We start from the raw sequence: 12,625 nt of genomic DNA, 5'->3' as shown, positions 1-12,625 counted from the left end.
AAGCCCTCGGGCGGGGCGCACGGCAAATCAGCCCCGGAGGGCGATGCGCGCGTCGAAGTCAAGGCCCTGCGCGCGATCCGCGCGGCGATTAGCCTCGAATCATCGACACCCGAGGAGGGCACCGCCATGACTGACCGCCACATCGACGACCGTCCCGACGAGGGCTACACGCCCGGCACCACCCACGCCGAGCGCGGCGCGGGCAACCCGCGACTGCGCGTGCGGCGCGACGACGAGCGCACCGAGTTCGCGCTCGACATGGAGGAGGTCCGCATCGGATCGGCCGCCGGGAACGAGCTGCGCCTCGCCGACACCGAGCCGGTGCACGCGACGGTCGTGCACGACGACCGTGACGAGTACGTGGTGACCCTGCACGCCGACGGTGAGATGAACTCCAACCCCGATGCCGACGCGACCCACCCGGGCGACCGCACGGAGACGCTGCGTACCGGATCGCGCTTCACGGTGGGCCCGTGGGAGCTGGTCTTCGCCCGCGAGGAGTTCGCCGACCACGGCCGTCCGTTCGGTGGACGCCAGGGCGGCGAGTACTCCGACCAGCCGCTGCAGGAGGCGCGTGCGGGCTACGACGCCGACGACGAGCGGCTGTCCCAGGCCGACGTCAACGACGAGCGGTCTCAGTCGGACTCCAAGGCCGACTGATGGTGCGGGGTGCCGACGGGCTTCGACTCCGCTGACCCCCGCTGGCGGAGGTAGATCGCGAACGCGACCATCGTCCCCACCGCGAGGAACTCGGACTGCCAGTTCTGCAGGGTGCGGTCCCAGAAGTCGGAGCTGGTCACGTAGTCGCCCCAGGTGATCGCGGCGAGGCCGTGCATCGCGTTCTCCTCGTTCATGACCACTGTCCCGGCGAGCGACTGCGCGAGCCAGGACAGCACGAAAACCGCCCCCATCACGAGCAGCAGCGAGTTGCCGAACACCGCCGCTCGCCACCCGCCCGCCCGGGCCCACCGCGGAGAGTCCGGGCGGGCGTGCGCGCCGACGAGCTGATCGGCATCGCTGCCCGGTCCCTCGTCGCCGGGCTTCTTCGACTCCGGGGAGCCCTTCTGCACGAACCAGATCGTCGCGGCGATGAAGAGGAAGAACTGCAGGAACTCCGACTGCCAGTTCTCGGCGACGTCGACCGCGAAGTCGGACGACCAGAGGAAGTCTCCAAAGCCGATCGTCGGCTGCCCGTGGTCGAGGAGCTCGTCGTTGTTCCGGAGGTAGCCGGCGACGGCCTGGCCGGCCAGAGCCAGCACGAAGAGGGCGAGGAAGAAGAGGCTGAGGGCGTGGTCCTTGATCCGCGAGCGCATGTCATCGCCCTCCCAGCGGCAGGCCGATCATCACGGCGAGCCCGACGCCGATGATCCCCGCCCAGATCCAGAAGACCGCCCGCATCCCCGCGGTATCCCGCGCATCCTCCGCCATGTCCGCCTCCTTCGTCCGTGTGGCTCCCCTCGACGATGGTGCGCCGGACGACGACCCTCCAGGGGCTTGACGCGGGCGTCGTTGTCAATCCCCTGCGTCAGGGCGCCACGCGGTCCGTAGCGTAGGGGGAACCGACGAGAGGAGCGCCCCGATGACCGCACCGAACGAGACACCCGACCTCGAGCACCTCGGCGAGCTCGCCCGCAGCCGAGGTCTGCGCGTGAGCGTGGCGGAGTCGCTCACCTCCGGACGCCTCGCGAACACGATCGGTGCGGGCGAAGGGGCGTCGGGGTGGTTCGCCGGCGGTATCGTCGCGTACTTCACGGAGGTGAAGGAGAGGGTGCTGGGGCTCACCCCGGGGACCGACCCGACGTCCGCCGCCTGCGCCGAGCAGCTCGCCCGGGGCGCACGGGAGCTCTTCGACGCCGACATCTGCGTCTCGACGACCGGTGTGGGCGGGCCCGGTCCGGAGGGCGGTCATCCCGCCGGCACGGTGTACCTCGGCTGGGCGACCGCCGATGACGCCGGGCACCGGAGGCTCGCCCTGACCGGTGACCCGGACGAGATCCTGTCGGCGAGCGTCGACGCCGCGGTGCGCCTGCTCGCCTTCCACGCCGAAGGACTCCACCCCGCAGGGCCCCGGCGCACCGGGTCCGACTGAGGGCTCAGCGGCCCGGCACCAGCCCCACCCGCAGCGGGGCCCCGGCGCCGCAGCCTCCGTGAGAGCGGCGTCGATGTCGAGCAGCGGTCGCACGGCGCCCACGGCCTCGGCGAACGGATAGGCGCGCCCGCGCCCCGCGAGGAACGACACCGCTGCTGCGAGGTCGTCAGCGCCGTAATTGTGCACGCCGGTCACCGTGACGAGACGGCGGACGAGATCCTCTGCCTCCAGGGGGACGGGCGCCGACGGGAACACGCTCCCGACCAGGACGACCGTGCCGCCGACGGCGACGCCGGCGAGCGCCTCCCCGACGGCGTGTCCGGAGGCTTCGATGACCACGTCCGGGTCACGGTCGAGCGCGGTGGCTCCGAAGCGGGCGGCGAAGCCACGGCGATCGTCGTCTGGATCGCGCACCTCGACCACGGCCCCGTGCTCGGCCGCGATCGCCGCGGCGCTGATCCCCACCAGTCCTGCACCGTGGATGCGCACCGCGGCACCGTCGAGATCGATGTCACGCGCCGCTCGCGCCACGGCCGCCCATGCCGTCGCCGTCGCGCAGCCGGCCGGAGCCAGCACCGCGGCCGGCAGCGCCTCCGGTACGCGCGCGATCGCGGTGCCGGCCCGCAGCTGCACATGACTGGCGAAGGCTCCGGTCAGGTCGCCGTGCGCCCCGACGCGGTCGTGACCGTACTTGCCGAGGTCTCGGCACTTCTGCGTGAGGCCGCGCCGGCAGCGATCGCAGGTGCCGCACGACACCGTGACAGACCACACCACGCGGTCGCCGATCCGCAGCGGGGTCCCGTCCACCGCCTCCGCACCGTCGTCGCCCAGCGCGATGACCCGACCGACGCTCTCGTGCCCGAGGACGAGGGGCGCGGGCGCGGATCGGCGGCCCTGCACGGTGTGCACGTCCGATCCGCAGATCGTCGACATCTCCACGGCGACGAGCACGTCCCGGTCACCGAGCGCGACCCCGGGGACGGCGATGGTCTCGTGCGGGTGGCCTTCGCCGATCCAGACCATCGCGGTGGCGGCGGGGCGCAGCGCGACGTCCCTCCGGTGGCCGGGTGGGCGGATCAGCACCATTCCCATGACACGACCTCAGACGGAGGCGACGGCAGGAAGGAGCTCGCGCTGCGCCAGCGCTGTTCGCAGCGCCGTGACGTCGGACAGCACGACGTCGGCCCCCGCTCCGCTCAGCGCCGCGCGATCGTGGGCCCCGGTGAGGACCCCCGCGACGAAGCCCGCCCCCGCACGACGGCCGGACTCGACGTCGTTCACGGTGTCGCCGGCGACGGCCACCGCCTGCACCGCTGACGCGCCCGTCCGCAGGAGGGCGGTGAGGACGAGGTCGGGCGCGGGGCGTCCGCGGCCGGCATCGACCGGAGACAGGGCGAGGTCGATGAGTCCTCCCCACCCGAGCCCATCGATGAGCGCCTGTCGCGTGACCGGAGCGAATCCGGTGGTCAGGACGACGGTGAGCCCCGCGTCCTTCAGCCCCTGGATCGCGTCCGCCGCTCCAGGGATCTCCGCGACGCCGCTCTCGGCGACGATCTCGGCGTATGCGGTCTCGAACGCCGCGGTGGCCTGCCGCGCCGCGCTCGCATCGCCACCCGCGAGATGGAGGAAGACGTCGAACTTGGACTGCCCCATCGTCTCCCGGACGTAGCCGAGGGCATCCTCCCAGGGCAGCCGCGCGGCGACGCCGGTGCGCTCGGCGGCGCGCTGGAACGCCTGCTCCACCACGCCGTCGTCCACGACGGTGGTGCCGGCCATGTCGAGGACGACGAGTTCGATCGGAGTGGTCATGGTGTTCCTTCCAGAGCAGGGGTGCCGCCGAGGGCGGCGGTGAGGTTCAGGTCGGCGAGCCCGAGGCCGCAGGTCATGCCGATGCCGGTGGTCGCGGCGAGCACGAGGACGCCGTCGTCTCCGCGGTCGACGAGGAACTCGCCGGGGGCTTTCGCGTACACGCCCTGCCACCGCTCGATGACCCGCGGCGCCGCCCCGTCGAACAGGGCCTCGGCCTCGTCGAGGAACGCGGTGAACGCGGCCTCCGGCTGGAACGGCGACGGGGCGGCGTCGGTGGCGTGGGAGTCTCCGAGGATGAGCGTGCCGTCCGGCAGCTGCGTGTACATCTGATTGAGATCGAGGGCCGCGAGGTCGGGGCGCTCGGCGTGCAGGCGCGCACGGAGGACCCGGGCCTGCGGTCCTTCGGCGAACCTCCCGTATCGGATGAGGGACCAGCCGGTCAGCAGAGGCGCGGTCAGCGGACGAGGGAAGGAGACGGCCGCGCGCATCATGTCCAGCGCACACCGCACGACCCCGTGCCGTTCCGCGACCTCGGGCAGGAGCTGGTCGATGTCGTGGTTGACGGCCACGACGACCGCCCCGGTGTCGATCGCCCCGCGCGTGGTCTCCACCCGTCCCGCGCCGAGGGCCGTCACCGCGGTGCGGAAGCGGAACTCGACGCCCTGTGCCGTCAGGTGGCGCACGATCGCGGTCGCCGCCGTGCGCGGGTCCGTCTGCAGGTCGGCTTCGATGAGGGCACCGCCGACGAGCCCGTCCCGACGCAGCGGCGCACGGCCCAGGAGCTCGGCGGCCTCCAGCATCCGGATGCCGCCGTCCCGCGCCGCCGCGGAGAGCACGGCGAACTCGTCCTCGTGGCGGGCGGCCACGAGCGTGCCCGACTCGCGGAGCCAGAACCCCGCGTCCCGGGCGAGCTGCAGCCAGAGCTCTCGGGAGGCATCCGCGTATCGCCGTGCCTCTCCGCCCTGCGCGCCGATGCAGAGGTGGCCGAAGTTGCGGATCGTGGCGCCGGTCGGGGCGGCGCTGCGCTCGACGACGACGACCCGGAGCCCGCGGCGCACGGCGGCGAAGGCGGCCCCGAGACCGACGATGCCGGCCCCCACCACGACGAGGTCCGGATTCTGCTTCGCCCCGGTCATCGGAACACCTTCCTCATCCACATCGCGAGCCCCTCGACGGCGAGCACGGTGACGAGGATCATCAGCACGATCGCGGTGACGGTCTCGTAGCGCGAGCCCTGGCTGGCGTTCAGCAGGTAGTAGCCGACCCCTCCGCCGCCGACGATGCCGAGGATCGTGGCCGCGCGGATGTTGGTGTCGAGCATGTAGAAGCTGTGCCCGATGAGGGCTCGGGTGCCCTGGGTCAGCGTGGCCGACGTGTACGTCTGCATCCGTGTGGCGCCCACCGCCCGCAGCGCGCGCTCAGGGCCGCGGTCGACCTCCTCGAAGGAGTCGGCGATGAGCTTGCCGAGCAGACCGATGCCGCCGATCGCGAGCGCCATGACGCCGGCCTGCGCGCCGAGACCCGTGATGACGACGAGGACGATGGCGAGGATCAGCTCGGGGATGCCGCGGATGCCGACGAGCAGCAGACGGGCGGTGCCGCGCCCTGCCGCGTGCGGGGCGACGTTTCGCGCGGCGAACGAACCGAGCAGCAGCGAGGGCAGGAGCGTGAGGACGGTGGCGGCGAGCGCGATGGCGACGGTCTCCCGCATGGCCTCCAGCATCGCGACCGTGTCGTAGCTGCCGAACGACGGCGGCCAGAACCGGGCGGCGACGTCGGGCAGCTTCGCCCAGAAGGTGAACAGGTCCGACCAGGTGATCTGGCTCACGACGACGCTGCCGATCACGACGAGGAGCGCGACGACACCGGCCGCGGTGTGGCGCACGCGTTGCGCGGTCCACGGACGACGCACCGCGGTCTCCGGGCTCGCCGCCCACGCCGGGCGGCCCTCGGCGGGCGCGTGCGACCGCCGACGCAGGCGCGGGTGCACGATCCGGTCCATCCAGGAACGGGTCTGCTTCTGCTCACCGAGCATCGCGCCCCGCACCGTGCTCGAGATGATCTCCATCACGATGCACAGCACGAAGATCACGAGCGCGATCCCGAGACCCTTGCCGTAGTTCAGCGCCTTGAACGCATAGGACATCTCGAGACCGAGGCCGGCGACGCCCACGTAGCCGAGCACGACGCTCCCGCGCAGGTTGATGTCGTTGCGGTGCAGCACCGTCGCCACCCAGCTCGGCAGCACCTGCGGGAGGATGCCCGCCGTGAACTCCTGGAGCTTCGAGCCGCCGGCGGCGCGGATCGCGAGACGCGGCCCCTCGTCGATCTGCTCGATGGCGTCCGCGAACATCTTGGAGATCATGCCGATCGAGTGGATGCCGATCGCGAGGATGCCGGGCAGCGTGCCGAGCGAGAACATCAGCACGAAGGCCATGGCCAGCACGACGTCTGGAAGGGCACGGGTGAGGACGCCGAGGAAGCGGGCCGCCGCGCGCCAGCCGGCGCCCGGGGTGGTGTTCGCAGCGGCGAGGTAGGCGATCGGCACGGAGAGCACGGCCGCCAGCAGCGTGCCGACGAGCACGAGGCCGACGGTCAGGGCGATGAGCCCGGCGAGGTCGGCCGGCGCGGGGAAGGAGAGTCCGCCGACCCGGGCGAGGAAGTTCTCGGCGTTGCCCCAACTCTGCACCATCGCGGGGATCGAGATGCCCACGTCGCGCACCGCGACGATGCCGAGCACGACGAGGACGACGAGGGTGAGCCCCGCCGCGATGCGCTCCGCCGAGAGCGGCCGCTTCGGCGCCCGCTCCGCGACGCTCCCTCCGCCCTGATTCGCTGAGCCCGTCGAACCGCCCCGTGTCGAGGCCCCCACCGTCGTCATGACGCCCCCACCGTCGTCACGGCGTCGACGAGTTCCACCTGCACGGCGCGGATCTCCGCCGTGGTCGTCGCGACGCGTCCGTAGATCTCCATCACCTCGGCCTTGGTGAGTCCGTCCGTCGGGGTGTCCAGGACGACCTCGCCGTGCCGGAGCCCGACGATCCGGTCGGCCCAGCTGATCGCGAGGTCGACCTGGTGCAGGCTGCACACGACGGTGAGGCCTTCGTCGGCGGCGATCTCGCGGATGAGGGCCATCACCTGCTCGCTCGACTCCGGGTCGAGGGAGGCGACGGGCTCGTCGGCCAGGAGGATCGCCGGCTTCTGCATGAGGGCCCTGGCGATGGCCACGCGCTGCTGCTGGCCGCCGGACAGGGTGTCGCTGCGCTGGTAGGCGCGGTCGAGGAGGCCGACGCGGTCGAGGTGCTCCAGCGCGGTGAGCTTCGCGGCGCGGGGATAGCTCCACAGCCCGAGCCGCGGGCCGCGCATCCGCGAGAGCGACCCTGTCAGCACGTTCTCCAGCACGGTCAGCGAAGGCACGAGCTCGAACTGCTGGAAGATGAAGCCCACGCTGCTGCGAAGCTGTCGCAGCGCCCGCCCCTTCATCGAGGGAACGGACGCGCCGAGCACCTCGACGGACCCGGAGCTGGGCAGCTCCAGGCCGTCGAGATGCCGCAGCAGCGTGGACTTGCCGGAACCGGAGAGCCCGAGCAGCACGACGATCTCTCCCCGCGCCACCTCGAGCGTGACGTCCTTGAGGGCGGTGGTGCTGCCGAAGGTCTTCGTGACGCCGGCGAGGCGGATGAGGGTGTCGGATGCCGCGGTCATGGCTTCTCCTGTCGTCAGGCGCGGGGCGTCAGCCCTGGCACTGCTCGGCTTCGGTCTCGGCGCAGATGTCGCGGATGAGGTCGTAGTAGGCGTCGTCCACCGGCTTGGTGGCGTAGAACACGCTGCGGAACGCGTCCGAGTCCGCACTGTCGATGCCCGCCGCGATGATGTCGTCGATGGTGACCTCGCCGAGGGCGTCGACGAGCTGCGTCGCCACGTCGTCCGGCAGGGACGAGGAGTAGACGAGCGGAGCGCCCGGGACCATCGTCTCGGCGATGACCTTCACCTTGTCGGACTTCTCGACCTCGGAGTCCTCGGCGAAGCCGGCCTCGCACTCGACGCCCTCGCCGACCTTCTGCACGCTGACATCGTGCTTGCCCGCGAACACGGGGGTGATGTCGGTCTTCGGGTCGACGCCCGCCTCGAGGAGGTTGTACGACGGGAAGAGGTAGCCGGAGGTGGACGAGGGATCCACGAAGCAGACCTTCTTGCCCGCGAAGTCCTCGAGGCTGGAGATGTCGCTGTCCGCCGGCACGATCGCCTGCGAGTAGTAGCCGGGCTCCAGGCCTTCCTCGGTGACGATGGACGAGATCGGGGTGAGCTTCGCGCCGTTGTTGGTCGCGGTGACGTAGGTGAACCCCGAGAACGAGGCGACGTCGACCTTGCCGGCGACGGCGGCCTCGATGAGAGCCGCGTAGTCGGTGGACTCGTGGTACTCGACGGTCTTGCCGGTGGCCTCGGCGATGTAGTCCATGAGCGGCTGGTAGTTCGTCTCGGTGTCCACCGAGTCGGGGACGACCCCGAAGACGAGCGTGTTCTCGTCGACGGCGAATCCGCCGACCGACTGAGCGTCGGCGGAGGCGTCGGTGGCGTCGGCCGATCCGGAACAGCCGGCGAGGCCGAGCGCGAGGATCGCAGCGCCGGCGAGGGCAGGGAGAGCGCGGAGCTTCATGAGGACCTTTCAGGGTGGGAGGAGTGATCCAGGGACGACTCTCCCAGCCCCGCGGCCGAGATGTATACCTATCTCGGAAGAGTTCAGGCGGCGTTCACCCGGCATTCGCTTGGGTGAACAGGCGCGCAACGCCGACTGTGCGACGGCGTCGAACGAAGTAATGTACCTATGTGGCAGAAGCTGTGTACACCCAGATCGCCGACGACCTCCGCGCGCGGATCGCCGACGGGACGCTCCGCCCCGGGGACGACGTGCCGACCGAAGCGGAGCTCGCGGACCGCTGGCGCACGTCTCGCGGTCCGATCCGCAACGCCCTGGCTGCCCTCCGCGCCGAGGGGCTGATCGAGACGGGCCGCGGCCGCCCGCGCGCGTGGTGGCACGGAAGGCGAATCAGGCGGTGGACGTCTCGGTTCCCTTCACCCGCTGGGCGCGGGACCTCGGCGTCTCGCCGGGCGCGCAGACGCAGGAGCTCAGCCTGCGTCGCGCGGGAGACCTCGCCTCGGCCCTGGGCGTGGGACGCGACGACACGATCGTGAGCGTGGTCCGGCTGCGGCTTCTCGACGGTCGACCGACGATGCTGGAGCGCCTCGCGTACACCGAGGACGTCGGGCGACGCCTGTTCGAGGTGGACCTCGACGAGGTGTCGATCACCGAGTACCTCGCCTCGGTCGGCCATCCCATCGTCACCCTGCAGCACGTGATCGATGCCGTGGCCGCCGACGACCAGGACGCCGCGCTCCTGCGTGTGCCGCGCGGAACCCCGATCCTCCGCCTCACGCGGACGTCGCGGGACGCCGAGGGGCGCATCTTCGAAGCATCGGAAGACCGCTACCTCAGCGAGGTGGTGCGCTTCACGGTGGCGGCATCCGGGATATCGACGGACGGACACTACATGAGAGCGGTGGGCGGCTGAGGCCCGGAACAGATTCGCGACCGCGGGCGCGGGAGTTTAAGAAGCCAGAAAGATCGCGCCCGCGATCGCAGCGCTGGGGACGCTTTATCTGGGGAGCCTTCAGGATATGTCGGCGCCGCGAGGCCGCTGAAGTGCCGAATGTCGAGACACTCGTAGACTTTCGTCTACGGTCTCAGGCCCGGAATCACGGGCGTCGTCTCAGACTACGCGGGGCTCACACCACCGGCAACACGGCGGAGACGAGCCAATGCCCGTCCACCTCCCCGGCGCTGAACTCGCCGCTGGCGCCCATCACGCGTTCGGCCATCCGTCCGAGTCCGGTCCGGCTGGAGGAGAGCTCGCGACGCGGCGTCGTGGGCAGCGGACTCCGCAGCGACAGGTGGGCCTTGTCGTCGTCCACGGCGAGACGGATCTCGACGGTGCCGGGGCCCGCGTACTTCAGGACGTTCGTTGCCGACTCGCGCACGATGCGCGCGAGCACGATCTCCACGGCCCGGGGGATGCGCTCGTCGCCGGGGTCGCCGTCGAGGATGACGGCGTGCCCGGCCGCTTCGAACTCGGTCTGCGCCTCCTCGACCGCCGCGACGAGGTCGCCCGTCGGCATACCCGCGGCACGGGGGCCGTCGTCGGCGAGGTCGATCACGAAACGGAGGTCGGTCATGGCCTTCCGGGCGGCGACACGGATCGCCTCCCGGGAGCCATCGCTGGCGTCGGGGTCTTCGAGCATCTGCACGTGCAGCGACACCACCGTGAGGTGGTGCGCGATGCTGTCGTGCAACTCGCCGGCGATCCATCGTCGCTCGGCGAGGACGGCTTCCCGCTCCTGCTCCGCCGCAGCCTCCAGCTCGTGCTCGAGGCGACGTCCCCGGTCGAAGGCCAGCCGGAGTCCGAGGCCGATGGCCCCGGCGACCGTGGCCGCAATCAGGTAGATGCCGACATTGACGGGGACATCGGAGTCTCCGTACGCCATGACCGACGCAGCGACGAGGAAGACTCCGGTGTAGGAGAGGACAAGAGGGGTCCAGCCCAGGCGCATGACCAGCGCAGACGCCAGGGCGGCGGTGATGAGGACCTGCGATTCGGTCCCCGTGAAGAAGGAGGCCACCAGGACGACACCGATCGCACACGTGGCGATCAGAGGCGACCAGAGAAACAGAGCGGTAGCCAGAGTGGAGGCGATGCTCACCGCGGAGGCGAGGGGATTCACGGTGGGATCCGTGAAAAGAGTGAAGACGTCGATCGCGACCATCACGCCGATGATCGCGAGGATGACGATGCTCTCCACGCGTGTGAGGCGTTCGCCGCGTGCGAGTCGGAAAATGTCAGGCACCGCCCGTTTTGACTGGTCTAAGGCCATGGTGCACTGTCTCCTATTCGCCAGCTATCCTAGCGAGTGAAACCGAAAAGCTTGCCAACCTGCTGCCAGAAAGTCATTACATTCACCTCCGTTCTAGTGCCGTTTGTCGATGTCTGTATTCATCTTCTCGGCGGCGAGCGGAGCGCACATCTGGCGTTCGTCCAGACCTCGATAGCCAAAGGTCTACATCCTCAGAGCGCCCGCTTCACGCCGTTAGGCTTCCTCCATGCAGGAAATCCGCGTGGTGATCGTCGATGACGATCCTCTGGTCCGCTCCGCGCTGTCGCACTTCGTGTCGCGCGCGCCCGAGATCACGGTCGTGGCGCAGGCGGAGGACGGTGTGGAGGCCCTCACGACGGTCGAGCGCGAGAAGCCCGACGTCGTGATGATGGACGTCCAGATGCCGGAGATGAACGGCATCGAGGCGACTGCGGCGATCGCCGAACGGTGGCCCGACGTGCGCATCCTCGCCGTCACCACACTCGACGGCAGCGACACGGTGCTGCCCATGCTGAGCGCAGGCGCCTCCGGCTACCTGCTCAAGGACTCCAGCGCGGAGGAGATCGTCACGGGCGTGCGCGAGGTGTTCGCGGGAGCGAGCTCGCTGTCGCCCCGCATCGCGTCGATGCTCATCCGCCACGTGCGCGACTCCACTCCCACCGCGGCGGCGGAGACCCTCGAACCGCTCACCGAGCGCGAGGAGGAGGTGCTGCAGTGCCTCGCGAAGGGCATGTCCAATGCCGAGATCGCGAAGGCGCTCATCGTCTCGGAGGGAACCGTGAAGGCCCACCTCGGTCGCATGATGTCGAAGTGGCACCTGCGCGACCGCGTGCAGATCCTCGTCACGGCCGCCCACGCCGGCCTCGTCACCTTCCGGTGAGCCGCGGCCTCAGAGCGCGAGCAGCACGATCCCGGTGAGGACGACCAGCGAGGCGCCGATCCGCCAGCCGGGCCGGGACTCGCGCAGGACGAAGGCGCCGAACAGGCTCACGAGCACGACGCTGACCTCCCGCAGCGGTGCCACGAGAGCCACCGGAGCGATCTGGATGGCCGTCAGCACGAGGATGTAGGACAGCGGCGACAGGATGCCGAAGGCCAGGATGCGGCGCCACTGCGTGCGCCCCAGCGCCACGACAGCACCCCATCGTCCGCGCACCGCCACGGAATAGAACGGCACCTGCAGCAGCGTCGTCCCGACCATGAACGCCACGGGGGACAGCTCCCACTCCCGCACCGCGTGGGCGTCCCAGATCGTGTAGACCGCGATGGCCACGCCGGTGAGAGCACCGAACAGGAGGCCGGGGTCGATGCGGCGCCCGCTGCCCGCCGGACGGCGGTCGACGAACCCGATCGCGACCACACCGGCGATCACCGCGGCGACGCCGACGAGCGCCAGGGCCGAGGGGCGTTCGCCGAGCAGGAGCACGGCGACGATCACGGAGAGGAAGGGGCCGGTGCCGCGTGCCGTCGCATAGACGGTCGACAGGCTGCCCTCCCGGTAGCCGCGCTGCAGCACGGCCATGTAGGCGACGTGCAGGACCGCGGAGACGGAGACCCCGAGTGCGAACGAGCCGAGGTCGGCCGCACCGAGTCCGCCCGTGAACGGCACGGCCCCGATCCAGACGGCGGTGCTGGCGACCGCACCCCACCACAGGAACGGCGAGCCGGCGCGGCTGATGCCGTGCGCGATGACGTTCCAGGACGCGTGGGCGATCGCGGCGGCGAGGACGAGGACGAGAGCGACAGCGGACACGGAAGACCCTTCCCTCCGCCGCGGGCGCGACGAATCGGGTCCTCCGG

General features: G+C 70.8%; 12 protein-coding genes and 2 pseudogenes. 5 read left to right on the top strand and 9 right to left on the bottom strand.

The genetic code is table 11. The features are described 5' to 3' along the window. Positions 1-126: 126 nt before the first annotated feature. A complete protein-coding gene (locus AC2W7E_RS08430; RefSeq protein WP_062765427.1) occupies positions 127-660 on the top strand; it encodes an FHA domain-containing protein in 534 nt (177 codons plus the stop codon). On the opposite strand, the gene AC2W7E_RS08425 is transcribed toward AC2W7E_RS08430, so the two are convergent. Beyond that, on the bottom strand, positions 636-1,313 hold the full coding sequence (locus tag AC2W7E_RS08425) for a DUF6766 family protein (RefSeq protein WP_062765430.1): 678 nt from the start codon (positions 1,311-1,313) through the stop codon (positions 636-638). The two genes, AC2W7E_RS08430 and AC2W7E_RS08425, sit on opposite strands and share 25 nt — an antisense overlap. Before the next feature lie 266 nt (positions 1,314-1,579). Here AC2W7E_RS08425 and AC2W7E_RS08420 point away from each other — a divergent pair, with 266 nt between their 5' ends. Continuing rightward, entirely contained in the window at positions 1,580-2,089 is a 510-nt protein-coding gene (locus tag AC2W7E_RS08420) for a CinA family protein (protein ID WP_062633002.1), read from the top strand. Between the two features lie 132 nt (positions 2,090-2,221). Here AC2W7E_RS08420 and AC2W7E_RS08415 read toward each other — a convergent pair. The 6 genes and pseudogenes from AC2W7E_RS08415 to AC2W7E_RS08390 form a co-directional block, all read right to left on the bottom strand. Further along, positions 2,222-3,022 (bottom strand): annotated as a pseudogene (locus AC2W7E_RS08415) (alcohol dehydrogenase catalytic domain-containing protein); the annotation flags it as partial. A gap of 168 nt (positions 3,023-3,190) precedes the next feature. Next, the gene (locus tag AC2W7E_RS08410; RefSeq protein WP_485988917.1) at positions 3,191-3,898 is read right to left on the bottom strand and encodes an HAD family hydrolase; all 708 of its coding nucleotides are present in this window, start codon (positions 3,896-3,898) and stop codon (positions 3,191-3,193) included. Then, entirely contained in the window at positions 3,895-5,034 is a 1,140-nt protein-coding gene (locus AC2W7E_RS08405; protein WP_485988916.1) for a TIGR03364 family FAD-dependent oxidoreductase, read from the bottom strand. The genes AC2W7E_RS08410 and AC2W7E_RS08405 overlap by 4 nt, the downstream gene beginning before the upstream one ends. After that, entirely contained in the window at positions 5,031-6,779 is a 1,749-nt protein-coding gene (gene phnE / locus AC2W7E_RS08400) for a phosphonate ABC transporter, permease protein PhnE (RefSeq protein WP_485988915.1), read from the bottom strand. Before phnE ends, AC2W7E_RS08405 begins: the two co-directional genes overlap by 4 nt. Continuing rightward, positions 6,776-7,603: a phosphonate ABC transporter ATP-binding protein gene (phnC, locus tag AC2W7E_RS08395; protein ID WP_485988914.1), complete on the bottom strand. Its 828-nt coding sequence runs from the start codon at positions 7,601-7,603 to the stop codon at positions 6,776-6,778. The genes phnE and phnC overlap by 4 nt, the downstream gene beginning before the upstream one ends. A gap of 28 nt (positions 7,604-7,631) precedes the next feature. Further along, positions 7,632-8,555 (bottom strand): phosphate/phosphite/phosphonate ABC transporter substrate-binding protein, encoded by a 924-nt coding sequence (locus AC2W7E_RS08390; protein ID WP_485988913.1) that lies wholly within the window; start codon positions 8,553-8,555, stop codon positions 7,632-7,634. Between the two features lie 170 nt (positions 8,556-8,725). Between AC2W7E_RS08390 and AC2W7E_RS08385 the strand changes: the two are divergent. Then, a pseudogene (locus tag AC2W7E_RS08385) lies at positions 8,726-8,857 on the top strand (GntR family transcriptional regulator); the annotation flags it as partial. A 95-nt stretch (positions 8,858-8,952) separates the two neighbouring features. After that, the gene (locus AC2W7E_RS08380) at positions 8,953-9,468 is read left to right on the top strand and encodes a GntR family transcriptional regulator (RefSeq protein ID WP_485988912.1); all 516 of its coding nucleotides are present in this window, start codon (positions 8,953-8,955) and stop codon (positions 9,466-9,468) included. A 214-nt stretch (positions 9,469-9,682) separates the two neighbouring features. Here AC2W7E_RS08380 and AC2W7E_RS08375 read toward each other — a convergent pair whose 3' ends face one another. Next, positions 9,683-10,753, bottom strand: a complete 1,071-nt coding sequence (locus AC2W7E_RS08375; protein WP_253247408.1) for a sensor histidine kinase — start codon at positions 10,751-10,753, stop codon at positions 9,683-9,685. A 298-nt stretch (positions 10,754-11,051) separates the two neighbouring features. Between AC2W7E_RS08375 and AC2W7E_RS08370 the strand changes: the two genes are divergently transcribed. After that, entirely contained in the window at positions 11,052-11,705 is a 654-nt protein-coding gene (locus AC2W7E_RS08370; protein WP_231729504.1) for a response regulator, read from the top strand. A gap of 9 nt (positions 11,706-11,714) precedes the next feature. Here AC2W7E_RS08370 and AC2W7E_RS08365 read toward each other — a convergent pair whose 3' ends face one another. Further along, positions 11,715-12,578 (bottom strand): EamA family transporter, encoded by an 864-nt coding sequence (locus AC2W7E_RS08365; RefSeq protein WP_025102501.1) that lies wholly within the window; start codon positions 12,576-12,578, stop codon positions 11,715-11,717. Positions 12,579-12,625 lie beyond the last annotated feature (47 nt).

The sequence above is a fragment of the Microbacterium sp. CFSPD4_SD4 genome (genome assembly GCF_057364585.1).
This window is presented reverse-complemented; position numbering and strand designations above follow the sequence as displayed.